19 protein-coding genes and 1 riboswitch are annotated in these 24,100 nt (G+C 48.1%); of the genes, 2 read left to right on the top strand and 17 right to left on the bottom strand.

Annotated features, from left to right (window positions below):
* Nucleotides 1–89: 89 nt before the first annotated feature.
* The gene (locus BC643_RS12385; protein WP_245994931.1) at nucleotides 90–878 is read right to left on the bottom strand and encodes a phosphatase PAP2 family protein; all 789 of its coding nucleotides are present in this window, start codon (nucleotides 876–878) and stop codon (nucleotides 90–92) included.
* Between the two features lie 161 nt (nucleotides 879–1,039).
* Entirely contained in the window at nucleotides 1,040–2,932 is a 1,893-nt protein-coding gene (pepF, locus tag BC643_RS12380) for an oligoendopeptidase F (protein WP_120273388.1), read from the bottom strand.
* A 172-nt stretch (nucleotides 2,933–3,104) separates the two neighbouring features.
* Between pepF and BC643_RS12375 the strand changes: the two genes are divergently transcribed.
* Nucleotides 3,105–3,554, top strand: coding sequence for a DUF2147 domain-containing protein (locus BC643_RS12375; protein ID WP_120273387.1), 450 nt, complete (start codon nucleotides 3,105–3,107; stop codon nucleotides 3,552–3,554).
* On the opposite strand, the gene BC643_RS12370 is transcribed toward BC643_RS12375, so the two are convergent.
* From BC643_RS12370 to BC643_RS12310, 13 genes are all read right to left on the bottom strand, one after another.
* Nucleotides 3,551–4,330, bottom strand: coding sequence for a radical SAM protein (locus tag BC643_RS12370; protein WP_120273386.1), 780 nt, complete (start codon nucleotides 4,328–4,330; stop codon nucleotides 3,551–3,553). The genes BC643_RS12375 and BC643_RS12370 overlap by 4 nt on opposite strands.
* Nucleotides 4,331–4,360: 30 nt before the next feature.
* Entirely contained in the window at nucleotides 4,361–4,849 is a 489-nt protein-coding gene (locus tag BC643_RS12365) for a hypothetical protein (protein WP_120273385.1), read from the bottom strand.
* Nucleotides 4,846–5,238, bottom strand: coding sequence for a DUF4296 domain-containing protein (locus BC643_RS12360; protein WP_120273384.1), 393 nt, complete (start codon nucleotides 5,236–5,238; stop codon nucleotides 4,846–4,848). The genes BC643_RS12365 and BC643_RS12360 overlap by 4 nt, the downstream gene beginning before the upstream one ends.
* A 184-nt stretch (nucleotides 5,239–5,422) precedes the next feature.
* Nucleotides 5,423–5,634, top strand: a riboswitch (cobalamin riboswitch).
* 215 nt (nucleotides 5,635–5,849) lie between these two features.
* Nucleotides 5,850–7,232, bottom strand: a complete 1,383-nt coding sequence (locus tag BC643_RS12355) for an efflux transporter outer membrane subunit (protein ID WP_120273383.1) — start codon at nucleotides 7,230–7,232, stop codon at nucleotides 5,850–5,852.
* Nucleotides 7,229–10,372: an efflux RND transporter permease subunit gene (locus BC643_RS12350; RefSeq protein WP_120273382.1), complete on the bottom strand. Its 3,144-nt coding sequence runs from the start codon at nucleotides 10,370–10,372 to the stop codon at nucleotides 7,229–7,231. The genes BC643_RS12355 and BC643_RS12350 overlap by 4 nt, the downstream gene beginning before the upstream one ends.
* A gap of 2 nt (nucleotides 10,373–10,374) precedes the next feature.
* On the bottom strand, nucleotides 10,375–11,517 hold the full coding sequence (locus BC643_RS12345) for an efflux RND transporter periplasmic adaptor subunit (protein ID WP_120273381.1): 1,143 nt from the start codon (nucleotides 11,515–11,517) through the stop codon (nucleotides 10,375–10,377).
* Nucleotides 11,518–11,821: 304 nt separating this feature from the next.
* Nucleotides 11,822–13,183: a DNA repair protein RadA gene (gene radA / locus BC643_RS12340; protein ID WP_120273380.1), complete on the bottom strand. Its 1,362-nt coding sequence runs from the start codon at nucleotides 13,181–13,183 to the stop codon at nucleotides 11,822–11,824.
* Nucleotides 13,184–13,311: 128 nt separating this feature from the next.
* Complete coding sequence (locus tag BC643_RS12335) at nucleotides 13,312–15,138, bottom strand: potassium channel family protein (RefSeq protein WP_120273379.1); 1,827 nt, start codon at nucleotides 15,136–15,138, stop codon at nucleotides 13,312–13,314.
* 87 nt (nucleotides 15,139–15,225) lie between these two features.
* A complete protein-coding gene (locus tag BC643_RS12330; protein WP_120273378.1) occupies nucleotides 15,226–15,981 on the bottom strand; it encodes a DUF6090 family protein in 756 nt (251 codons plus the stop codon).
* A 10-nt stretch (nucleotides 15,982–15,991) separates the two neighbouring features.
* Entirely contained in the window at nucleotides 15,992–17,032 is a 1,041-nt protein-coding gene (locus tag BC643_RS12325) for a DUF6090 family protein (protein WP_120273377.1), read from the bottom strand.
* A 29-nt stretch (nucleotides 17,033–17,061) separates the two neighbouring features.
* Nucleotides 17,062–18,411 carry an MFS transporter gene (locus BC643_RS12320; RefSeq protein WP_120273376.1) on the bottom strand — a complete coding sequence of 450 codons (1,350 nt, stop codon included), beginning with the start codon at nucleotides 18,409–18,411 and terminating at the stop codon, nucleotides 17,062–17,064.
* A 662-nt stretch (nucleotides 18,412–19,073) separates the two neighbouring features.
* On the bottom strand, nucleotides 19,074–20,795 hold the full coding sequence (locus BC643_RS12315; RefSeq protein ID WP_147377216.1) for a hypothetical protein: 1,722 nt from the start codon (nucleotides 20,793–20,795) through the stop codon (nucleotides 19,074–19,076).
* Between the two features lie 388 nt (nucleotides 20,796–21,183).
* The gene (locus BC643_RS12310; RefSeq protein WP_120273374.1) at nucleotides 21,184–21,606 is read right to left on the bottom strand and encodes an endonuclease domain-containing protein; all 423 of its coding nucleotides are present in this window, start codon (nucleotides 21,604–21,606) and stop codon (nucleotides 21,184–21,186) included.
* Nucleotides 21,607–22,666: 1,060 nt separating this feature from the next.
* Here BC643_RS12310 and BC643_RS12305 point away from each other — a divergent pair.
* Nucleotides 22,667–23,023, top strand: a complete 357-nt coding sequence (locus BC643_RS12305) for a hypothetical protein (protein WP_120273373.1) — start codon at nucleotides 22,667–22,669, stop codon at nucleotides 23,021–23,023.
* Nucleotides 23,024–23,416: 393 nt separating this feature from the next.
* On the opposite strand, the gene BC643_RS12300 is transcribed toward BC643_RS12305, so the two are convergent.
* Both BC643_RS12300 and BC643_RS12295 read right to left on the bottom strand, forming a co-directional pair.
* A complete protein-coding gene (locus BC643_RS12300) occupies nucleotides 23,417–23,788 on the bottom strand; it encodes a hypothetical protein (protein ID WP_120273372.1) in 372 nt (123 codons plus the stop codon).
* An 8-nt stretch (nucleotides 23,789–23,796) separates the two neighbouring features.
* The gene (locus BC643_RS12295; RefSeq protein WP_120273371.1) at nucleotides 23,797–24,099 is read right to left on the bottom strand and encodes a hypothetical protein; all 303 of its coding nucleotides are present in this window, start codon (nucleotides 24,097–24,099) and stop codon (nucleotides 23,797–23,799) included.
* Nucleotide 24,100: the final 1 nt, after the last annotated feature.

Below are 24,100 nucleotides of genomic sequence, written 5' to 3'. Positions count from 1 at the left end.
TACTGCCTTTATTGTTGATTCCAAGGAAGGCATCGAATAAAAGTTCGTCTATTTTAAAAAGGGTATCTTCCGCCCTCTCCTCTTTTTATTTAGAATCGAAGGAGCATGCAGACGCCGGTTTGTTTGCCGTTGCTATACGGGACCAAACTCTCCAGCGATAATTTGTCCGGGCCTTGAGGTTTCTTGTTCTTGCTTTTAAAAACCGGGTGCACCCAATAGGCAATTTTGGTACTTAAAATTCCGATGCCCGCGCCGGCAGCAACATCGGTGAGCCAGTGCCGGTCGTTGTACATGCGGTAAAATCCGGTAGCTGCTGCCAACGAGTATCCGGCAACGCCGTACCAAATCGATTGGTCTTTGTATTCCTGGTACAGAAACTCAGCTCCCATAAACGCTGTTGCCGTGTGTCCCGAAGGAAACGAATTTCGGGAACTGCCATCCGGGCGCATGACTTTGGTGGTATTTTTAATCGTTGTCACCGTAACTCCCATAATGAGGTAAGCGGTGGCAATGATTACGGTCCGATCCTTCAGGTTGTGCTTGCCTTTTATTCCCATCGCGTTTAGCGCATAAACACTGACCATGGGCATGTATTGCGTAAAATTGTCTATTGTAGCACCTTCGTCGACATTCTCATTAATTTCCTCTTTGATTTCCCCGTTGATGCTTTTTATCCAATCGCTTTCAAGCCCAACCACTCCAAAACCAATTAACACCGAAGGTACAATCAGGGCTTGCGGTTTAAATTTGAGTTCTGCGGGTGTTTCAATGGTTTGTGTGCTGTCTTTTTGAGCCGAGTTTGCCCGGAGAAAGGCGGGGCTAATCATGCTGAACAGCGAAATTGTCAGCACGCATTTCAATCGTAGGGTTCTGGTCATGTAGTCCTGTTTCGTGAGTGGTTGAGGTGTTAAGACATCTAAAATGATAAAAATAAAGAATACCTGCAACTCTGTTTTTGTGAACAGGGACTTGACTATCAGTGAAAACAACAAAAGACCGCCGTTTGGGCAGTCTTTTGTTTATGTTTCGTAGTTCGAGTTTACAATCCTTTTTTGTCAAGGATGACTTCAATTTCATCCATGACTTTGTTCATCGCCGCAATCGCTTTTTCGAAAGGCTCAGCGGTGGTCATGTCAACTCCGGCTGCTTTCAAAAGCTCAATCGGGTAGTCGGAGCTGCCGGCCGACAGGAATGTCATGTAGTTTTCCAGCGCTTTTTTATCGCCGCTCATCACTTTTTCAGCCAGCGAGATCGATGCCGTGAACGAGGTACTGTATTGATACACATAGAAGTTGTAGTAGAAATGGGGAATGTAGGCCCATTCCATATCAATATAGTCGTCAACAAAGCAGATGTTTTGATCGTGTCCGTAATAGCGTTTTACGATGTCGTCGTAAATTTCAGAGAAGCTGTCGCCGGTAAGCGGGTTCCCTTTCTCTGCTTCTTCGTGGATTTTCAGTTCAAATTCGGCGAACTGGGTTTGGCGGAACAGTGTTCCTTTAAATCCGTCGAGCCAGTTCATCAGCAATGAAAGTTTTACGTCTTCGTCTTTTACCGTTTTCACCATGTAGTTGAATAGCAGTTGCTCGTTGAAGGTTGAGGCAACTTCAGCGACAAAAATGGCATAGTCGGAAGTTGGGTAAGGTTGGTTTTTGTTGCTGAAATAGCTTTGCATGGTGTGCCCCAGCTCGTGTGCCAGGGTGCTCACATCGTCGTAAAGGTCGTTGTAGTTGAGCAGGATGTAAGGATGGCCGTCGTAGAAAGCTCCGTTGGAATAGGCACCGGTTACTTTACCCTCGGTTGGGTAAACGTCGATCCAGCGCTCGTCAATCGCTTTTTTAACGGTTGAGGTGTATTCTTTACCCAGTGGTTTTAAGGCTTCCAATACCAGCTTGCTTCCTTCGTCGTAAGTGTAATTCAAATCAACATCTTTCACCACCGGGGCGTAAAGATCCAGGTATTTGAGCGTGTCCACACCCAGCATACGTTTTTTAATCTCAAGGTAACGATGAAATGCCGGTAAGTTCTTGTTGACATTTTCAACCAGTGAATGGTACACATCAACCGGGATATTGTTGGGGTAAAGTGCAGACTTCAATGAGGATTCGTAACGGCGGGCCTGTGCCTGGAACATATCCGATTTCACGTTTCCGTTCAGCATTTCACCGATGCTGGCTTTAAACTTGGCGAAGTTGTGCCAGTAAGCTTCAAACACGCGCTGGCGATCTTCGCGGTTCGACGAAGCCCGGTAGCGGCTGTACGCGGCGCTTGTCACCTCAATGGTGTCGCCGTTGGTCAGCACAGCTTTGGGCGCCGGCATTTCTGCATTTCGGAAAGTGCCGTAAATGTCGGCAGCAGTACCGGTAACGGTGCTCGATAATGCCATAATTCGCTCTTCGCCTTCACTCAGCGAGTGCGCCTTGGTGCGGAACATGTTTTCAAGACCCATGCGGTATTGTTCCAGTTCCGGTTTTTCCTTGATGAAACCGTCGATGGTTGCCCAATCGGTTGCTAAAATCTCCGGCTCAATGAAAGCAGCCTTCGCGCCGAAATTGGCAAACAGGTGTTGCAATTCCTGTTTCATGCCGTTGTATTTACTGTCGCGGCTATCCAGATCCGAGTTCATGCTGGCGTAGATGTACAGACGCGTTGCTTCTTTTGAAACATTGCTGTTGAATTTCATCGCCTTCAGCAGGTTTTCAGCCGATTTGGTGAGCGTTCCCTTGAAGGTTTCAATTTGATCCAGCTCCGAGGAAAGGGCATTCACTGCATCGCGCCAGGCCTCGTCCGAAGGATAAATATCAGTCAGGTTCCATTTGTATTTGTCATCGATCTCAGCCCGGTTGGTTTGCTGGGCAAAAGAGCTGATCGCGAGTAGTGCAAGAACGAGTGCAAGTAAAGTCGTTCCGAGGATAGTTCTAATTTTTCTCATAGTTGAAAGGAATTATTTCTGAGTTAATAAGTATCAACTTGTTCAAATCATTACAGTGTCTCCCAATATTTGTGATGCAATAACGATTTGTCTGACTTTCATTTACCGCAGAAGTGGGCTCCGGATTCCTGAAAATAATTACTTTTAACCCGATTAATATTGAAATTGACTTATGAAGAAATTCCTCTTTTTGCTGGCATTGGGTTTATACCTGAACGTGGCGTCGGCCCAGAATTCGAAGAGTATCACCGGTATTTGGTGGAACGAAGAAAAAACGTCGAAAATTGAAGTGGTTGAGCAAAACGGAAAGTACGTTGGAAAGATTGTTTACATGATTCCGGAAAAGTACGAGAACGGTCAACCGCCGAAGGATACGAAAAATCCGGAAGAGTCATTGCAGAACCGCTCAATTCTGGGACTTCAGATTCTGGATGGTCTGACTTTCAATCTGGACGAGAAGCAATGGGAAGAAGGTCACATCTACGATCCGAAATCCGGTAAAACCTACGATTGCTATGCCTGGTTCGACGGATCGACCGACAAGCTTTACCTGAAAGGTTATGTTGTTGGTATTAAGTGGTTGGGCAAATCAACTGAGTGGACACGCACCAGCCTCAACTAGGCTGAAACCTGCACTTCGAAGCCGGCTTCTCTTACGCGGTCGGCTATCTTATTCATCTCTTCGGTGCTGATTTTTTCCAGTCCCTGGGCAGGGGTGTCACGCGCGATGGTGTAAATCATCACCTGTCCCGGCTTAATCTTTTTCAAAGCTGCCATCCAGGCGTCCAGTTCCTCGGGCGTGGTGTTGTCGATTTTTTCGCCTTTGTGGGTGCCTCGCACAAACAAGGTTTGAATTGAAGCCGATTCTCCGAATTGAGCCAGGCGATCAATAATGGACTCCAGGTCGAAACGGCCCATCGGGCAATCGAGCAGCTCAACGGTCCGGGCGATTGCCGAGTCGAGCTTCAGGATGTTGTCGTCAATTTTCAGCAGGGCATTGAAAACGCTTTCCTTCTGGATCATCGTGGAATTGGACAGCACCGCAACACGGCACTCCGGGGCATATTGATTGCGCAGGGCAATGGTGTCGTCAATAATCTCAGCAAAATCGGGATGCATGGTTGGTTCACCGTTTCCGGCGAAGGTAATCACGTCCGGAAGTTCCTTGTTTTGCTTCATCTTGGCCAGCTGCGCTTCCAATCGTTTGGCAACTTCCCCCCTTTGCGGCAACTCTGCTTTGTGTTCCCGTTTACGGGGAGTCCAGCCACACTCGCAGTAGATACAATCGAAGGAACAAACCTTGCTGTCGGTTGGCAACAGGTTGATCCCCAGGGATACGCCGAGTCGGCGGCTTTTTACCGGGCCAAATATGATTTGATCAAACAGGAATGTGGACATGTTTGCTTGTTTTCAGTTCAAAAGTAAAGATTATCTCAGTTTTCGGATTCGCGAGTCCTCGGTCAAACGCAAATTTTGGTAATTCATAACGTTGAGTAAAACTAATCCGGGGCGTTTGCCGATTTCGATCGTTCCTGTTTCGGGCTGGTTCAAAACCTCTGAAAGCTTTTTGCAGAACAAGGTGATGAGTTCCGAGAGTTCTGTCTTTGGATCGTTCAATTGAATATTCTTAATCCAATTGAAAACAGCTTTGGGATGGCTAATGTCAGCAGGTAAAAACGCTTGGTAGGGTCGAAGTTCCGGAACTTTCTCAAACAGTTCGTCAAGCTGAAGGTGTTGGAATATATCGGGGAAGGCCGGACAAATTACACCACTGTGAAACTCCATGCCTGCTTGTTCGCGCAGTCCTTTTTCGTTTGAAATAAGGTTGATGATGCGGCCGTCCTGATCGACTTCAACGATTCCTTTCGGAAGGATTTCTCCCGTCCCGGTAATGATGTAATGAGCGGCGAATTTCATTCTTTTGCTTCAGGGCTTTCAACTTTCAACTCGCTCTTTTTTTTCATGTCCTCGATTTTTACATTCAGGCGTTCAACGACTTTTGAGTAGATTTTTTCGTAAACTTTTGGCTTGCCCGAATAATAAATGACAGACATCGCCATGATCGAATCATTGAGGCCGTGTTTCTCGAGCACGGCTTGATACATGTCATCCGATTCGATTTTGGTACTGTCGCGAACGGTGTAACGATTGCGGTTGGCGATCGCTTCTGCCAGATGAATTTCGTAAAGAATATCCACCATCTCATTCTGACTTGGTAGCCCGTCAGGCTTTGGGTAGCCCTTGTTCTGGCACGAAACTCCAACAAGCAAAATCAAAACCAAGCTAATCGAAAGGATGTTTTTCATCTGAAAGCGTTTATGCAATTATGTCGCCAAAGTTAAAGTTTCGGCGCTCAAGTTCCAAGTGTTCATTGGCGACAGAAAAGCTTCGTGAATTTCGTGCTTTATCGTGTCTTAATCCATGAAAATCAAATTGTGAATTTCTCCGAAAATTAAGTTGAATTTAACCTGTGGGTGGTCGAGAAAGCTTATTTTTGCGCCTGTTATCGGTTCCGCAACTGTGCGAGCAGTTCGGATGAAAAGGGAATCCGGTGTAAAACCGGAGCTGTCCCCGCAGCTGTAAGCCCGTGAACGATTTCGGAAATTGACGCCACTGTTCCCAATCCCGTCTGCCATCGGGAGGAGCGGGAAGGCATCCGAAGTTGGGTGAGCCAGAAGACCTGCCGGTGATTCGAAGTTTTCGGGGTAAAGACGCTGCCGATCGAGGCGCATCCCTGGCTTCATTGGCTCCCGCTTTCTGCCAATCGTTGGGAGCAATGTAACTGTTAAAAGCTGCGGTCAGGGGCCACAGCTTTTTTTTCCCGTCATTTGCCGGGCCTTTCTCAAAACGCATTTCTGAAAAAAAAAGCGAACACAAAACGTCGTTTGCATTCGCTTCTTTGGTTTGAATTCTGAATTTATTGCCAACCTCCGCCAACTGCCTGGAACAGCTTGGCGTAAGCGGATAAAATATTTTGCTGATTTCCCACCAGGTTCATTTGCGCGTCAAACGCCTGCCGCTGGCTTTCCAGGTACTCAATGTAACTGGCGATTCCTTTATCGTAGCGTTCCGACGACAATTCCATGGCGCCGGTTGCAGCCTCAACATGTTCTTTCAACGCAATTTGTTCCTCCTTTAAAGTAGAAATTTCAATCAGTACATCTTCCACTTCTTTAAAAGCATAGAGCGCGACGCTCCGGTAGTTTTCTTCTGCTGATTGCAGGCGACTTTGTTCGGCTTTCACGCGGTTGCGGTTTTTACTCCAGTTAAAGATGGGTGCCAGAAGGCTGCCGCCGAAGTTCCAGATGGGATCACTCAGCGAAAGCGAGCTCAGTTCGTTGCTGGCAACTCCAAATGTCCCGGTTAGGCTGATCGAAGGAAGACAATTGGCTTGGGCTACACCAACATTGGCGTACTGCGCCACCAGGTCCTGCTCTGCAATCAAAAGGTCGGGGCGTCGGGCAAGTAGATCAGATGGCAGACCTGGAGGGATATCCGGCACAACATGAACGGCGTCCAGCTTTTGTGTTGTCATGATCGTATCGGGAGCCTCACCAATCAACACGCAGAGAGCGTTTTCGGAGTAAGCGGCCAGGCGTTTATAAACCGGTATGGCGCTGGCGGCAATCGACTTTTGGATTTGTGCATGATGCAGATCAATCTCCGGAATGATCCCGGCGTCGAACCGCTGTTTGATCAGTTGGTAGGAATCGTCGCGGATGTCAAATGTTGATTCTGCAATTTGCTGCTTTTCCCGGTACTCCAATAGTTGAAAATAGGTGGTTGCTACCGTTGTAATCAGTGAAAGCCGAAGCGAAATCAATCCGTATTCAGAAGCGAGGTATTGCGCTTTTGCCGCCTCGTTTAGCTTCCGGTATTTGCCCCAGAAAATCAGGTCCCAACTTGCCTGTCCGGCAACCAGGTAGCTGTTGGTCGTTTCGGGTAAAACACTCCCGATAAAATTCCCACGCATGGCCTGGCCCGACACATTCAGTTGGGGGAACATGTCTGCTTTCTGGATCGCCATCTGCTGACGAACTGCTTCTACATTATAAGCCGTTGCCTGTAAATCGCTATTGCGCTCGAGTGCTGTTTTGATCAGCGTGTCCAAAACCGGATCATCAAAAAGATCCCACCATTCCAAAGCGGTGTTGTAGCTGGTATCTGCTTCCGAAAAACGAAACATATCCGGGGTATCAACTTCCGGGCGAACGTAATCCTTTGTGCCCAGACAGCTGCTGAGTAAAATGAGGGTAGTGGCTACTATTCCCAGTGGTATTTGTCGTATATAGTGCTTCATGATTGTTGTTTTTTTGCTGCCAGTTCACGTTTCTTTTCGTAGCCGGCAAGTCTGCCGATTAGGATGAAGAGCATCGGGTAAAGTAAAACGCCCAGTACTGTCGCGAGCACCATTCCTCCCAACAGGGCCATCCCCATTACCTTGCGGGCTTCGGCCCCGGCGCCTGATGCCATCACCAGGGGGAACACCCCGAGGATGAAAGAGAAGGCCGTCATCAGGATTGGGCGGAAACGCAGGCGGGCCGACTCGATAGCAGCATCGTAAAGACTCAGTCCTTCTTCAAATTTTAATTTTGCAAACTCGACGATCAGGATGGCGTTTTTAGCAGCCATGGCGATCAGCATGACGAGCGAGATCTGCATAAAAACATTGTTCTCAAAACTTAAGCTGAAGAACCGCGCGATCCACACAAACAGCATAGCTCCGAAGACGGCAAACGGTGTTCCAAGGAGAATGCTGAAGGGGAGTGACCAACTTTCATATTGAGCGGCCAAGATCAGAAACACAAAGATCAGGGCGAAAACGAAAACGATGGATCCGGAACCGGATGCTTTCTTTTCCTGGTACGACATACCAGACCACTCGTAACTCATGGTTGCCGGCAGAACTTCGGCAGCAACTTGCTCGAGTGCGTCCAGAGCCTGTGTCGATGTGTAACCAGCGGCCGGTGTTCCCGACAATTCGGCCGATCGGTACAGGTTAAACCGGTTCGTGAAATCGGGGCCATAACTTTTGTCGACCTCAACCAGCGAGGATAGCGGCAAGCTTTCGCCATCGCGGTTTTTCACGAAGAAGAGATTGAGTTGATCTCCGTTTTGCCGGTATTCGGGTTCAGCCTGGATGTAGGCTTTATACAGCCGGCCAAAACGGTTGAAGTCGTTCACATAGGCACCGCCGAGAAAGACACTGATGCTGGTGTATAAATCGTTGAGCGATACGCCTGACTTCAAAGCTTTGTCGCGGTTGATGTTGAGTTTGCGTTGTGGCACATTCGCCCGGAAGGTGGTGAAAATCCGGGCGATTTCGGGACGTTGATTGGCTGCCTGGATAAATTTGGCAGCTTGTTCGGCCAGGTACTGCGGGCTACTTCCCGATTTGTCCTGCAACATGAGTGAGAAACCGGAGCCGTTTCCCAAACCCGGAATTGCCGGTGGACCGAAAGCGTAAACCTGGGCTTCCTTGATTTGGGAATAGAACAGGTAGTTCAGATATTGAGCGATTTCGTTAGCCGTTTTGTCACGTTCAGCCCAGTCCTTCAGGGTGAGGAAAATGACGCCGGCGTTGGTTGAGTTGCTTCCCGAGAGCATGTTGAAACCGGATGCTGAAGTTGCACTTGCTACGTATTCAACCTGGGACAGAATTGCTGTGGCTCTGTCCAGTACTTTGTCGGTGCGTTGCAGCGATGAGGCATCGGGCAACTGCACATTGATAAACAGGTAGCCCTGATCTTCCTCCGGAATAAAGCCACCCGGAACCATTTTGCCCAGTACCATCATAAGAACGACCACGATGCCGATGTAGATGACGCTGCGCTTGATTTTGCGGGCAAAGATGTTGGTCGCATTCATATACGACACCGATGACCTGTCGAACGCTTTGTTGAAGCCCTTGAAGAATTTCCCAAGTAGTCCTTTCGGTTCTGCAGGTTTGCGCAAGAGCAGGGATGCGAGCGCCGGGCTCAGGCTTAAGGCATTGATGGAAGAGAAGCAAACCGAAACGGCAATGGTGATGGCAAATTGCTGGTACAACCGACCGGTAATCCCTCCCATGGCAGCAACCGGGATGAACACGGCCACCAAAACAAGCGTGGTGGCGATCACGGGCGCTGTAACTTCTTTCATCGCTTTGATGGTAGCCTCCTTGCTGTCCATTCCGTTGGCAATGTTGACCTGAACGGCTTCAACCACGACAATGGCGTCGTCCACCACGATCCCGATGGCGAGCACTAATCCCAATAGTGAAAGGGTGTTGATGGAAAATCCCAGCAAAGGGAACAGCGCAAAGGCAGCAATGAGCGAAACCGGGATGGCAATGGTAGGAATGAGCGTTGCCCGCCAGTCCTGAATAAACAGGTAAACCACCAGGATTACCAACAACAAAGCGATAACCAGGGTGATGGCTACCTCTTTCAGCCCGGCCGTGATGGGGGCAGTTGCATCGAGTGCGATATCGTAGGTGACACCTTCGGGGAAAGAATTGGATAGTCCATCCATAGCTGAGATGATGTTTTGTCCCAGCTCAACAGCGTTGGTTCCGGGTGCCTGGTAAATGGTGATGAGAGCACAGTCCTGTCCCTTAAACTTGGCATTGGTGGTGTAGCGTTCCACGCCGAGTTCAATGGAGGCCACATCTTTCACTTTTACCTGGCTTCCGTCTTTGTTGTTGCGGATCACGATGTCGCCAAATTCTTTTTCCGAAACCAGGCGTTCGGGCAGGGTAACGGTGTAGGTGAATTCGGTTCCCGGTGGCGCCGGTTCGGCACCAAACTTACCACCCGGCACAATCACGTTTTGTTCTTTTACAGCCCCCATGATCTCGGGAACCGTGATTCCGAGTTGGGCGAGCCGGTCGGGTTTCACCCAGATTCGCATCGAATAATCCGAAGCACCAAGTACATTTACCCGTCCAACTCCTTTAATCCGTGCCAGGATATCCTGGATGTTGATGAGCGAATAGTTTCCGAGGAATTCCTGGTCGTACCGACCGTCAGAGTAAACAGCCAGCGCAAGCACGATGCTGCTCATACTTTTGTTGGTGGTTACGCCAAGTCGCTTCACCTCTTCCGGTAGTTTGGCGGTAGCAGCCGATACGCGGTTTTGGGCAAACACGGTGTTCATGTCGGGGTCGGTGCCCACTTCAAATGAAATCTGAATAGCCATGGAGCCGTCGTTCGCATTGGTTGATTTCATGTAAATCATGTTATCCACCCCGTTGATCTGTTGTTCCAGCGGCGTGGCTACCGATTGCTCCACATTCAGGGCGTTGGCCCCGGTATAGTTGGCCCGTACTTCAACCATTGGCGGCGTAATGTCCGGGTATTGCTCCATAGGGAGCTGCAACATGGACAAACTCCCAACGATCACCATGACAATCGCAATAACAATGGCAACGATTGGTCTTCTGACAAATATATTTCCCATAGTTATTGTGCTTTCGTAGTTCTGACTGATTTGAACTGAGTGAGGTCAGGTTGAATAGTCATCCCGGTTCGGACACTGTTGAGCCCTTCCAAAATGATTTTTTCGCCGGCTTTCAATCCGGATGAAATCACCCACATATCTTCTATTGTTTGGGCAACTGTTACTTCCCGAAATTCGATTTTGTTTTCATTGTTGACAACAAACACATTGTATTGTCCCTGGATTTCCTGCACACATTTTTGAGGAATAAGGATGGCGTCGTTTTCAATATCGACTGTTCCTCGTAGCTTGGCAAACTGCCCGGGGCGCACCGTACTTTCCGGATTTGGAAAAGAAGCCTGAAGCATCAACGTACCGGTGGTCGGGTCGATGTTACGGTCTACAAAATCGAGTTTGCCGGGATAGGGATGAACAGAACCATCAGCAAAGATCAACTCAATATCGGCATCCCGTTTTTGAGGGTTGGCAACGGCATTTTTAGACTTGGCGTATTTGATAAACTCCAGGTATTCCAGCTCCGACAAAGAGAAACGTACCAGGATAGTGTCGATCCGGGAAATGGTATTCAGCACAACCGGGTTGGGAGCCATGCCGACATAGTCGGATTCGCGGGCTTCAGAACGTCCGATAATACCCGAGATCGGGGCAAAAATACGTGTGTAGCTTTGCTGGATTTTTGCATAGTCGAGCGATGCATTGGAGGCTTCCAATGCTGCTTCGGCGGCTCCAAGATTTGCCACGGCGGCGTCGTAGTCGCTTTGGCTCACCGCATTGGTCTCCGACAGGGGCTTGTAGCGTTGGTAGTCGCTTTTGGCCTGAACAACGCGGGTTTTGGCTTCAGCGACCTTACTCATTGCTTCGGCCACTTTCGCATCAAATGGCGCCGGGTCGATGGTGTACAACAGTTGTCCTTTTTTTACGCGTCCACCTTCTTTAAAGTGAAGATTTTCGAGGTAGCCATCAACGCGGGCTCGAATCGCAATATCGAACAAGCCGTAGGTCTGCCCCACAAATTCTTTGACGATGGGGATGTTTTCCGTTTTGACTTCGACTACCGGGTAGCTTGGTGTTGCTTGCTGTGGTTTAGGGGAGGAGCAAGCCGAAAATAAACCTGTTAGGATTAACAGCGCCAGGGTTTTTTTCATGTTACAAGGAGTTTGGTATGTTTTGATCTATTAATTTAAGACAATTCATCCAAACTAGCAGGTTGTTTGCTGTTAAATTAGAGTAATAGAATGTTCAATTTCAGTGTATTAATTAGCGAAAAGGATTTTTATTAAAGCTTCCGTCCCGGGCAACGTTTGGGTTTCGTTTAATGGGGACATTGTATCCGACCCACCGCATCGAATGATTTCATTTTAATTGAACAACTTTCTCGCCCGTTTGCACAAAGTTTTCCAGTGACTTCTTATTACTCATTACTCGTGTCTCACTACTCTCGACTAACAACTATTTCCGAAACACTTTCCTGAAAAACTCATCGACCCTTGAAACGGGATCAATCTCAATTTTGTATTTGCTGAAGTTGAGGGCTTTGCCGTTGGCCGGAACAAAGATTTTTTTCATGCCTAGCTTTTCGGCTTCAGCGATGCGTTGCTCCAGGCGGTTTACGGCGCGGATTTCGCCTGAAAGGCCAACTTCTCCGGCAAAGCACTGCGACTTACTGATGGATAGATCGAAGTTGGACGAAAGTACAGCCGAGATCACGGCCAGGTCGATAGCAGGATCGTCGACCTTGATGCCCCCGGCAATGTTGAGGAAGACGTCTTTGGCTGCCAGCTTAAAGCCGGCGCGTTTTTCCAAAACAGCCAGCAACATGTTGAGGCGGCGCAGGTCGAAGCCTGTAGAGGAGCGTTGCGGAGTTCCGTAGGCTGCTGTGCTCACCAGCGACTGGATCTCGATCAGCAGCGGGCGGTTTCCCTCGATAGCGCAGGCAATGGCTGTTCCGCTTAAGCCTTCGTCGTCGCGGTTGATGAGCAGCTCCGATGGGTTGCTCACTTCGCGCATGCCGGTGTTATTCATCTCGAAGATACCCAACTCCGAGGTAGAGCCAAAGCGGTTCTTAATGGAGCGCAGGATCCGGTACATGTATTGGTTTTCGCCTTCGAACTGCAGCACCGTGTCGACCATGTGCTCCAGTACCTTGGGGCCGGCAAGGCTGCCTTCCTTGGTAATGTGCCCGATGAGAATAACCGGGATGCGGCGCTCCTTGGCAAACTTGAGAATGCCGTTGGTGCACTCGCGGATTTGTGACACTGAGCCGGGCGACGATTCAATATAAGAAGTGGCCACGGTTTGGATGGAGTCGACCACGAGCAATTCCGGCTCCATGTGTTCGCAATGTGTCAGGATGTTTTCCAGCGATGTTTCACTCAGGAAATAGCAGTTCTCGTTTTCGCGCTTCAGACGGTTGGCACGGATCTTAATCTGTTGAATGCTTTCTTCACCCGAAACATACAGAATTTTGCGGCCGGTGAGGTCGAGTGCCACCTGTAACACTAGCGTCGATTTACCGATGCCCGGTTCACCGCCAACTAAAACCAGCGATCCCGGAACCAGTCCGCCACCAAGGGTGCGGTTCAGCTCGCTGTTGCGCGTGTCGATGCGTTCTACCTGTCCGGCACCAACTTCCGAAAGCCGTTGCGGTTGGGCGCCACTTGCCGAGCGTGAGGGAAGAGGCGATTGCGTTTGCTTCACTTCCACCTCTTCAACGTAGGTGTTCCATTCGCTGCAATTGGTGCAGCGGCCCACCCATTTGGGCGAGGTGTTGCCGCAGTTCTGACAGGTATAAACCGTTTTTATTTTAGCCATTCCTTGGATGCTGTTTGTATTCGGAGAATAAAAGTAATTAAAGGAAGGCAAAAGGCAGAAGTTAAACGGCAAAAGTTATTAAGCACCGACGGTGCCGTGTCATCTTTCAAATGGAATAAGGTCTGCCATTAATTTAAAAGTTGAGAAATCAGAGAAACGGAGAAAATGGTCAGCATAAACCAGCCGATGAAACCCTGCACAATGGCCAGGTAGCGAGGAAGACCTTTAATGGGGATTTCGCCAAAACCAAGGGTGGTAAAGGTGTTGATCGAGAGCATCAGTGCGTTCAAAATTTTGATAATAACGTCCCAAGCCAGCGCCATTAAAAAGGCGCCTATTAGCAGTAGGCCTTTCCACCAGCGGTGAGCAGGTGGCACTTCCTGCCAGGTTCCTTTCATGACGTCGACTCTGCTAAGTACAGCCGCAGTCAACTTTGTGCCTGACAACGACCATTTGTAGAGCGGCAAGGCTGTAGCCCTGAAAAAGCGGGGAACTTCATATTCCGATTCCTCAATCATCTGCCTGAAATGTTCGTAGCCCAGTAACTCAGGCTGCTTTTCCTCGAGATACACTTCATGGATGCCCTGGTTGCGTCGCAGATACTTCAGGAAAAAGCTATAGCGGTGAATGATACGATGCTTTCCGTGGCTGTCCCAACTGTTGGGAAAGAACAGGTAGAAGAGGGCAAAAATGAGGATGACGTATAACGAAAAAATGATGGCGCGAGATGGTTTGGTTCCGTAGGCAGAAAACACCTTCAGAAACTGGTTAATCTTCCAGGTGAAGAAAGTGTCGAACGTAGGATTGTTTTTATAAAGATATGCCAGCCTTTTCGTTTCCAGGTTTTTCAAATTAACATAGACCGCGTTGGCGTTTTCGTTATCAAAAATCGATTTGTAATGATTGTAGAAAAATCCCCGAAAGCCCATCTCCCCGGTATAGGCATCTTCATCGGCAATCCGGATTGAGTCAATATATTGTTTGAGATACTGATCGTCAAAAGGGTTGAATTGGATGTTTTTTTCGTAAGCAATTTTCGCCAAATAAGGGCCAAGTCCCATATCAGCGATCAACTCATTATCAAACTGTTTCCATTCAACGCTGTATTTTACCGGGTAAAATTTGTCGATGTCAAATATGACGGGTTTTTCAAACGTGTTGGATTTGACAATTAAACGGTTTAGCCCATGCATATTGCTGATGGAGATTTGAGTCGTTGTATTGAAGTTATTATCCCGAAAATCGACCCATTGGCAGTTGTTCTGGCTCAAGTATACCAATCGCGAACCGTTGATCCTGTTTTTACCAAAAGATGTAAGTCTGTTGTTGTTGACGATAAAATTCAGACTGAAGCGCCGGTTATTATTGTCAATATCGAATTTGTTATTGAAAACGATAATATTTTCCGACTCACAATTAAACCGGAAGAATGCATTTTTAAATTCGTTGGAGGCGAAATAGTTTGAGTTCGAAATTCCGGCAATCAGCGACTGGTCAGTCGAACAGATTTCTTTGTTCTCGTAGTAAAAACTGTTTTCGAATTTCGAATTAAAACAATTAAAGGCGTAAACATCAACCAGGCTGACCGCTTTTAAAAAATGAAAGTGAATAAAAGCGCCTTCAGTAACAGTAACTTTTTCGCCCTTGTATTTCTGACTTTCAATAATCCGGCTTTTGAAAATGACATTTTGAAGCTGAATTTCTTTATCGACGACTTTTTCAGGAAAAGATTCAGATTGAAAGATCGAATCGCGTTGTTTAAAGAAGCCTTTAAATTCCTCGTCGGTTGCAGGGTTGAAGGTGACGATGGCATTTTCAAACACGAAAACGGAGTCCTGCTCTTCCTGAATGAGCCTGAAGAATTCGGAATAGGAATATTCCAGAAACTTGATTTCCTGGCTGTAGCCCACAATAGTACTAAGGAGCAGTGTCAGTAGAAGGATAGGTTGTTTCATGTTATCGCGGGTTTTGCGTGTTATACTTTGGTTTCGTTCCGGTTGTTCACCTTAATGCGATTGAAATCCCTGTGTTCGTCCTTAACCTCAGGTGCTTTTATCGTGGTTAAACTCGTCTAACAAACGAAGTGTGTTCCTGATGTGTGTCAGTAGGATTTGAATTTGCTGCGTATAGGTTTTGTATAGGATATGCCGGGTGCTTATAATGCCAAAAAATCGGGGATTGAAATGGAGGGGATCAACATTTTCCCAGGATAGGTCGGTGATATAAGCCTGGTGAGTTTTATGTCCAAAAACGATCGGGTATGTTTTCTGAAATTCAGCCAGACGTTCCCGGTATTGATTGTTTAGATCTTCAAAAATCTTATTCGAAAAGTTCTCTTCGTTGTAAAGTTTGGACAGTGCGACTTTTAGAGAGTCCGGAACCTTTTCAATGAGTCCGGTAGATTTTAAACTTTCGTAGGTATCCGTATTGAACTTGGGAATCGGCATCCAGGTATAACTGAATTCGTGTGCTGCAATTTTTACCAGGGTATCCAGGTTTGCTTGTTCGCTCAATACCCTGTCCCGAAATTGATTATTCAATGCCAGCTGTTCTGTTGAGTTGACTGCGAAATAGCGGGTTAAAAACAAACTGTCTTTCACCAGGTCGTTGCTAATAGCTTTGAGTGCTATTTTCATCCGCTTGTGGTCGTTATTCGAATTGTTCCAGTTGTTCACTTGCAGGGCAATCAAGATGCCGATTACGACCAGCAGTATTTCGCCAACGGCATAGCGCAGGTATTTGCCCACCCGGTTTTCGGCAGCGAGTTTGTAGCGGATTGTTGAGAAAAAGCGGAGCATCGTATAATTTTTATTGAATGATTAAATAGCCGTTTCGGGTGCTTCTGTATTTCCGAACGTTCCCGTTTTTATCGCTGTATTCCCAAATATCGCCATGGTTGAGGTTTGGGAAAAAGTAAAATTCAGGACTGTCGGGAAGGGTGTAGGTTGTTGTTTCGCCATCATCGGCACTGGTTCTTTTTAAGGTTACCGCGCTGCCAAGGTTATTGTATATCGGGAAGCTCATGCGAAACTGCGTGCGATATTCAAGCGAATCGAAACTTGCGTTGCTGTCTTTTTCCTCAAAAGGAACAAAACCATGCTGTTTCATAAATGTCATAAAGTCAATCTTGTCCGGGTTGACTTTCACCGCATTAATCAACCATAACAAGGCAACAGATAATGAGCTTATTTTCGTGGCATCGTAGGTGTTTTCGTCAAACTGGAGCGTGGCGTACCAATACAAGCGGTTGATATAGTAGGGATCGTTGAGGTAATAATCCAGTTTTGCTTCTTTCGATGCCGGATCGGTTTGATGTAGCCAGGGCAGATTGTCGTTTTGATATTTTGCCCAGTTTTCATTGAATTCAAGGACTGCGGTTTCCCACTTTTTCTGAGACTCCAGAAGGACTTTCAACTCTTTTAGGTCCGGAACCAAACCGCTATAGCGCTCCGGAATGTAGTTTTCTCCAGCCAATATGTCGTTCAGGTTCTCATCCGGGTAACGCCTTGTCGCTGATCCTCCTTTAATAATCAAATTCGGGTTTTTAATGAGCATTTCGCGCGTGACCTTTTTAGTTGTAATCAGTTGGAAAATCGAGTCCCTTTCGTAGGACCACTCAATAAGCTCGGATGAATGGACAATATTAAATTCGAGATCTTTGGTTAATACGGTGATGAGTTGTTCCACTGATTGGTTTTTCTTTCGGTTTTCATTCCAGTTATTAATCTGGACGGCAATCAAAATCCCGATTACGACCAGCAGTATTTCACCAATGGCATAACGCAAGTATTTGGCCACCCTATTTTCGGATGCCAATTGGTAGCGGATTTTTGGGAAGAAATGGAGCATATATTGGTTGGATTTAATTCAAATTCGATTTAACTGTCCTGAATTTGCCGTTGTTTCTCTTCCAGTTCGTTCAGTTGTTGCTGGTGCTTTTTGAAATTCAGGAAAGGCATAATGGCCAGTACCAGTCCGATAAACACCAGGTAGGCCATGAACATATGCTGCCAGGAAAAATAGGTTTTCAACTGGCCCATAATCCAGGCTCCGGCCGAGAGTCCCAGGTTGGCAATGGTCATGTAAAGCGTAAACTGGGTGGTGGCTACCCTTCGCCACGACAGCTGCATTGCTACGGCCAAAATAGCGATGGTGATGAAGGTACTCAGGGTATGATAGATGAAGAAGAAACCGGTAATGAACGTTGCGTTGCTCCAGTAAAGGGAGAGCAGCGACATGGCCATAAGCAGCGCGACGAGTGCAAAGGCATATAACACCATCATCCTGATTTTGCCGAAGCGGTCGATCATGGCTCCGCCGATGAACATCCCCAGGATACCTCCCGCCAGTTTGGTTGTTGCAAAGACATGTGCGTATTCGATATCTGTCCATCCCAGTTTTTGGACGGTAAAAACAGGTAGAATGGAGCCGATAAAACCGTCTCCCATGCGATAGACGAAAACGGCAACTCCCATATACAGGCTTACCGGTAGGGTGAATGCTCTGATCAGGCTTTTCAAAATAACCTTCCAACTGCAGAGTTGAATCTTTTGGGCTTCGGGCGATGTTTGTCCGGCGGTCCAGGGAGCAACCTTCTCGCCGGGACGTTCCCGGAAGATCAGCGGGAACAGCATGATGACCGTCACAATGGCGCCAAACAGGTTCATGGCAACCAGGAAGCTGTAATGCTGGATGATCCAGCCGGTAATTGCAACGGTCGATGAAACACCAACGGCTTGGGAGCCCCACATCAAGCCATTGGCGCGGGCCTGCTGGTCTTCCGGTAAAAGGTCGATGGCGAGACTGTCGACCGATATATCCTGGAAGATGCTGGCGAGACTGGCCATAAAACCGGCCACAGTGAGCAGCGGGATATGCTCGAGTGGATCACTCAGGGGGGCTAGCAGCAAGAAACTGGCAACAATGCCTACTTGTCCAAACACGAGCCAGGGCCGTCGGCGTCCCATTGGCAGGTAAGTAAAGCGGTCCATCAAGGGAGCTACTAAAATTTTGAAACTCCACGGAAGCGATACGGCGGCAACAAAACTACCTATTTCGGCTGGTGTTTTTCCGTTCGCAGCCAGCCACGCCGGGATGGCATAAAACATGAGTCCCATGGGAATTCCCTGTGCGAAGTACAGCGCTGAAAAAGTCAAGTAACGTAGAAAGGCATTTTCGGACAAAGCCGGAAGTTTGAGTTGGCGAGTCAGCGTTTTTTCAACCGTCATATGCAATGGGTTTTAACTGGGGTTATTGGTGTTATCCTTCAGTCATGAGGTGTGTTTTAAAATTTTCGGAAGTCGTTCTGATTGAATCAGCGCAAGGGGCATTTGTTCGGGGTGGTTGTCATTGCCATTTAGCGGACAGGTGGCTAGAAGGGCGGGGTGATGACGGAGGATTGGGAGAATCGGAACACAGTCCCGGATGTCGCTCCCGACAGGGAGGCCTGGTGTGCGAGCGTTTTTTCATCGGTTTAAGGTATTGGTTGAGGTTAATAACCAATCAAATAGATGTTTTGTTTAATCCGGGTGTGTCCTCCAGCCGGACGGGCTGTTCATTTTGTCTTGACACAAAACGAACCAAAAGGTCAAGACTACCCGAGGCAATTGCTGCGCACCGCTCACTCTCAACACTTCATGCCTGACGCTCACGCGTCGCAATTCCGTGTTTCCGTTCACTATTGCTGCGTGCAGTCGGCGCCTTGATCGGCTATTTGTGGAATTTGAGGCTTCTCGCCCCAGCGGGGTGAAATAATTGTAGCCCCGGGTGTTAACCCGGGGCTAAGGTGCATTGCGGATTTTAGGCGCACCGATCATGTGTTTTGATCGCAACGGCTGCATGCGCCGCATGGAACGATTAAGCTATCTCTTTTGTCCTCGAGCCGGGCTGTCTATTTAATCCGCGAACTGCTAATCCGGGTATCGGCGGTAGCCCAAACTTCGGCCAGTTGCTGATCGACTGCTTCGGCCTTGTCGGTTTCGCCAAGGTTGTTGTAAGCGAGTTTCATGCCGTGAAGGGCCCAGCCGTTTTTAGGCAGGTTTTTGAGATCCTGGGTGTAGGTTTCAATGGCGTCGTTGTAGTGTTTGGCTTCAATTTGTACCGCGCCGAGATGATGGCGTACCGAGAAGAACCAATCGGGCGGCTCGTTGTAATTCAGTCCGTCTTCAATGGCAACTGCTTCGGTTAACAGCTGAATCGACTCGTCGTACTGTTGCTCGCTGGCCAGGATTTCAGCTTTCAATACTTTTTCGGCAATGTTGACCAGGTCATAGGTCGAATTGATTTCCCAAACTGTCAGTTCTTTCAGGCTTTCGTCGGTCGCGTAGTGTTCAAGTTGGGCCAACTCGTCTTTTGCCGCTTTCAGGTCGCCTTTTCCGGCAAAGGCCATTCCCCGCGCATAAGCACGAATTGCAGAGGGGTAAGTCAAATCGGGAACTTCGTTTTTCAACTCCAGTATTTTATCCCATAAGCCAAACTTGACATAGACGTAATCGGGGATGGTGTAATAATGTTGAAGGGTTCCCCAGCCGGGTTCCTTCATCAATTGAATGCTGACATCCTTTGCCATTTTCTCGGCGGCACGGACACCCCACCCGGCATTGCCTTCGAGGGTGGCCGTTGCAGCTAAAAAATGATAGTTGTGCGGGTAATAGGCCAGCGGATAAACGCCCTGGGCATGGCAAGCTGTGGTGTAAGCGCTGTCCACATCAACGGCATTGATGTTTGCCAATGTACCTTTGTGGTAGTCGCCGGTGCGAATGTAGATGTGTGAAGGCATATGCACCAGGTGCCCGGCTCCGGGAACCAGCCCCTCGTCGTACAGACGCGCCGATTCATAGCCGAGCTGCGGGGTGGGTGAAGCTTCAACGGCATGAATGTAGAAATGATTGGCTCCGGGATGTTTCGGATTTAGCGCAATCACTTGATTCAGTGTCTCTATAATTTCCGGCGTCCATGCCTTGACGCTTCCGTCCGTCTCATAAAGGTCCCAGGGGTGAAGGTTCAACAGCGATTCGGCATAGAGGGTGCCAATATAGGGATCGTCGGGGTAGCTGCCCCAAAGTTCTTTTAACGCTGCCGAGTATGCTTCATCCAATAGTTGGCGCGACTCGGGCGGCTCCGGGGCATAGCGCTTAGCCATGGCTGCGATCAGTGCCTTTTCCTTTGGGCTTGCCTGGTCGGACAGGGCAACGGCTTTTTGAATAGCTTTATAGGCGCGTTGGTAATGATCGGGTTCCATGCCCGCATTGTAGTTGGGACCGAGTACGTAGGCATAGCCACAGTAGGCCATCGCGCAATTGGGATCGAGCTGGGTGGCGTAGTAGAACGAGCGGGCAGCCTCGGCATGATTGAAGCCGTAAGCCAGTACCAGCCCCTGATCGAAATAGCGTTGCACCAATTCGTTGCTGGTGGTAATCGGGTAGGAGTAATTGCCAAGGTTGTCGAACAAAGGTGCTTTCTTCCCGGAGCTGTACCAATCCTGATCAGTGGTTGCCGGTACAGCACAAGTCACGGTGGTGTAACTCAATTGTTGTTTGTTTTTCTTCGCCTGGTTGCATGCTACCCACACAACGGCAGATAGCAACAGCAAAGTCATTAATCTTAGTTTCACGGAATTTGATTTTGTGTAAAGTTTTAACAGAAAGTGAGATCTCGTACAATGTGGGTTGGGGGAGAGGATGTCCTTTTCACTTCACGGAGGTTGGGGAAAAGGTCGTTCAGAGGAATCAAAGGGGGCTAATAAGCCGGGCAGCTTAAATCTTATTTCAGATAAATAAGTGTTTTATTCTACGTACGATTTCCGGAAGGGTTATCGGCGCTCGAAATTTGGACCAGGTCACAGGGCTGTCTGCCGGTTTATCCCTAAACTTCCTGAAGGAGACTTGAGCCTTTGCTGAGTCTGGAGATACAATCAATGATTTGAAATGATTCCAATTCCTACGGCGATGCCGCAGGCTGTTGCTTGCAGTCCGTTGGACTGGACTGGTGCAGTCGAGCGCTTAACCCCTAAATCCCCTGAAGGGGACTTTGCCTTCGCTCAATTTTTGACGACAGATTAAGTTGATTTGGCTGACAACTTTGTCCAGATTGTTTGCTACCTCTTCATTGGTAAACCGAATGACCTGGATGCCCCATTGGTTTAGTTCTGCTGTCCGTCCGATGTCATATTCCTTATGTTCCGGAGCCAGGTGAATACCGCCATCAATCTCGATGACCAGTTTTAGTGGATGGCAGTAGAAATCAGCAATGAAAATGTCAATTGGATGTTGCGGACGAAACCGTAGTCCAAGGACCTGTCTCCTTTTTAGTTTTTCCCAGAGGTTGAGCTCCGCAGTGGTCATATTTTTCCGCAATGTTTTAGCCTTTTCAAAGATATGAGGCTTAGCATTATAGAACATGGATACCTGATCGCTTATACTCATCTTGTAAATAGCTTAAGCCCCTTTAGGGGTTTGGGGTCGAACACTAAGATAAACGATTGTTTCCTAAAACTCAAGATGTTGTTATGCGTCGCACTTCCGAGTTTCCGTTCGTCCCGAATCCTCGGGACTGCGCGCAGTCGAGCGCTTTGATCAGCTTGCGATGTATTCCGGGCAGTAAACATTAATCACCGACGCACCAACGGTGCCGGGGCATCAGGGCAGGGCAACGCCCTGTTGCAGGGATTACGGAGGATCGGCCAGAGCCCTGAAGGGGCGTGAGCTATTTTTGATCGTGAATCTTTAGCCCCTTCAGGGCAATTCAATCTACAACGATTCCAAAACCTACGGCGATGCCGCAGGCTGTTGCTTGCCGTCCGTTGGACTGGATTAGGGTTTTACGAGTGATTTCTCTTTGCGATTCTCCGGATTCACGTTCCGATGTAGCCCTTGCCGGTTCTCCCTTCAGGGAGTTAGAGGGTGGCAAGGACGGGTCTATGCCATTGATGTTTTTAACCCCTAAATCCCCTGAAGGGGACTTTGCCTTTGAGCAGGCATGCAAAATCTTTCTCCCATGCACCAACGGTGCCGTAGCATCAGGGCAGGGCAAAGCCCTGTTGTTGGGACCATGGAGGATCGGCCAAAGCCCTGAAGGGGCGCAAGCTATTTTGTTTATACTGCTTTGTACCTCTCACGGGAGACCAAAATGGAATGATTCAACTCAGCGAAGAGTCCGTCCAAACCACACCCATTTCCTCTCCAAACACCATGCTCCTACCTCCATACGCTATGATCCTATGTCCTAAAACACTTTAACTTACGCTGGTTGTTTTCATAATTTAGTTACGAATAAAAGCCGAACCCAATCAACTTCAAATCCGATGGTTTAACTCGTTTTGATCATTCTATTTTTTTGAACGCTTGATGATCACGCGCACCCCTGGTGTGTGTACACGCCGCGGCAGCCGCCCTGAGTGGTACGAAAAGAGGCCACCTGTGCCCTCGACAAGCATGCAGGTGACCCCGAAGATCAATTTTATAAAACTGATTTAAACCCAAAGTTATGAGTTTAAACGAATCCAAAAAACGTGACTTTGTCACACAGTTAATCGTGGTATTGGAACAAAATACCCAGTTACTAACCGACAAGGGTTTCGACCCGACGGCAAAAATTACCCAGTTAAAATCCGAAGTGCAAGCGGCCGACACTGCCGAAGGCAAGCAGATTGAAGCCATGGCTGCAGCCAAAGATGCCACCCAGCTGGCCAACGACACGCTTGATGTGGCTTACTCCGATGGTTCGGCCACCGTTGACCTGATTACGGGCTTGTTGGGTAAGAACGATAACCTGGTGCTTGAAATTAAAAAGCTCCGGAAGTCGCGAACACCAAAATCCAGTTCGGCTCCTACGGAAGCCTGATCCCGGGAAATCCGCTTCGGAAACGAGGCGGATTTTTTTTGTTGTATTACAGCGATGCGCCGACTGGCCGCTTCGCTAAAACGACTTCGACGAGAGGATGAAATCGCTTGGGAATAATCGTTCTGCGCTTTTGCCGAGGCTTCCTGCCTCGTGGAATGATCGATATTCCTAATGGCAGCAAAGCAATTCCATAGAGAATATCAATGGTTCCATCTGGAATGACCCTGCTGCCACGTGGAATCATAGATATTCCAAACAGCAGCAATATAATTCCATCGAGATTCTCTATGATACCATGCGGAATGGCGTTGCTGCGCTGTGGAAGAAGGGCTATTCCCAACCTTTGAATTTCTTGAAAGGCTCACTTGATGGGGGTTTTAGCGGTTTTATCCCTTAAAACTCGTACACCTCAAACTCGTTCACGCTGATTTCTTCCGTTCCCGAAAAGCCAATCTCCACGTAGCGGATTTGCTCGGTGCCGGATTCGTCGCGGGTTTCGACGGAGCGGCAAACGGTCTCTTTGCCCGCCCGTAAAAAGCGAAAACTGGAGGTGTAGAAACTGATGAAAGGACTCCAGGGAACACCGTATTTAAACCGATCAGTTGCACTTAACTTCGAAATGCTGACAATCTCGAGCCCTCTCTGTTCATAATGCTCGTGCAGCAGTACCTCCATTTGCTTATACATTTGCCACCAGCGGAGGTAAACAATGAAGGAATAGATTGCGATGGTGGCAAAAATGCCGAGGTTAATCAGCTGGTCCATGGGGTGCTTTACGTCAATAACTCCAATAAAAGTAGAAATTTTTCGATGCTTGCAGTTGGACGGTGAATTTCAATTTCCTCAATTTTTTCAAATTCATACCAGGAATGATCATCGTTATAGCGGTGGAATAGGAATTTTCGGATTCCAACTTGATCCGGATCGAAAAACTCCGTACTGATCAATCTTTCCCGAATTGCCGTTTCAATTTCCGTGAGCGGTATTTGTGTCGGATTCGAAAAGTCCTTGTGTCCAAACTTTTTGTAGTTGCCGGAGTCGCGGTAGAGATAGTGAAAGCGGATACCTTTTGCCATT

The sequence above is a fragment of the Mangrovibacterium diazotrophicum genome (genome assembly GCF_003610535.1).
Lineage (GTDB): Bacteria > Bacteroidota > Bacteroidia > Bacteroidales > Prolixibacteraceae > Mangrovibacterium > Mangrovibacterium diazotrophicum.
This window is presented reverse-complemented; position numbering and strand designations above follow the sequence as displayed.

Excerpts from the sequence above, each read along its gene's own strand:
- pepF (WP_120273388.1), bottom strand. The coding sequence starts at position 2,932 with ATGAGAAAAATTAGAACTATCCTCGGAACGACTTTACTTGCACTCGTT.
- BC643_RS12295 (WP_120273371.1), bottom strand. The coding sequence starts at position 24,099 with ATGGCAAAAGGTATCCGCTTTCACTATCTCTACCGCGACTCCGGCAAC.
- BC643_RS12370 (WP_120273386.1), bottom strand. The coding sequence starts at position 4,330 with ATGTCCACATTCCTGTTTGATCAAATCATATTTGGCCCGGTAAAAAGC.
- radA (WP_120273380.1), bottom strand. The coding sequence starts at position 13,183 with ATGGCTAAAATAAAAACGGTTTATACCTGTCAGAACTGCGGCAACACC.
- BC643_RS12375 (WP_120273387.1), top strand. The coding sequence starts at position 3,105 with ATGAAGAAATTCCTCTTTTTGCTGGCATTGGGTTTATACCTGAACGTG.
- BC643_RS12310 (WP_120273374.1), bottom strand. The coding sequence starts at position 21,606 with ATGAGTATAAGCGATCAGGTATCCATGTTCTATAATGCTAAGCCTCAT.
- BC643_RS12335 (WP_120273379.1), bottom strand. The coding sequence starts at position 15,138 with ATGAAACAACCTATCCTTCTACTGACACTGCTCCTTAGTACTATTGTG.
- BC643_RS12385 (WP_245994931.1), bottom strand. The coding sequence starts at position 878 with ATGACCAGAACCCTACGATTGAAATGCGTGCTGACAATTTCGCTGTTC.
- BC643_RS12320 (WP_120273376.1), bottom strand. The coding sequence starts at position 18,411 with ATGACGGTTGAAAAAACGCTGACTCGCCAACTCAAACTTCCGGCTTTG.
- BC643_RS12350 (WP_120273382.1), bottom strand. The coding sequence starts at position 10,372 with ATGGGAAATATATTTGTCAGAAGACCAATCGTTGCCATTGTTATTGCG.
- BC643_RS12355 (WP_120273383.1), bottom strand. The coding sequence starts at position 7,232 with ATGAAGCACTATATACGACAAATACCACTGGGAATAGTAGCCACTACC.
- BC643_RS12365 (WP_120273385.1), bottom strand. The coding sequence starts at position 4,849 with ATGAAATTCGCCGCTCATTACATCATTACCGGGACGGGAGAAATCCTT.
- BC643_RS12345 (WP_120273381.1), bottom strand. The coding sequence starts at position 11,517 with ATGAAAAAAACCCTGGCGCTGTTAATCCTAACAGGTTTATTTTCGGCT.
- BC643_RS12360 (WP_120273384.1), bottom strand. The coding sequence starts at position 5,238 with ATGAAAAACATCCTTTCGATTAGCTTGGTTTTGATTTTGCTTGTTGGA.
- BC643_RS12300 (WP_120273372.1), bottom strand. The coding sequence starts at position 23,788 with ATGGACCAGCTGATTAACCTCGGCATTTTTGCCACCATCGCAATCTAT.
- BC643_RS12325 (WP_120273377.1), bottom strand. The coding sequence starts at position 17,032 with ATGCTCCATTTCTTCCCAAAAATCCGCTACCAATTGGCATCCGAAAAT.
- BC643_RS12330 (WP_120273378.1), bottom strand. The coding sequence starts at position 15,981 with ATGCTCCGCTTTTTCTCAACAATCCGCTACAAACTCGCTGCCGAAAAC.
- BC643_RS12305 (WP_120273373.1), top strand. The coding sequence starts at position 22,667 with ATGAGTTTAAACGAATCCAAAAAACGTGACTTTGTCACACAGTTAATC.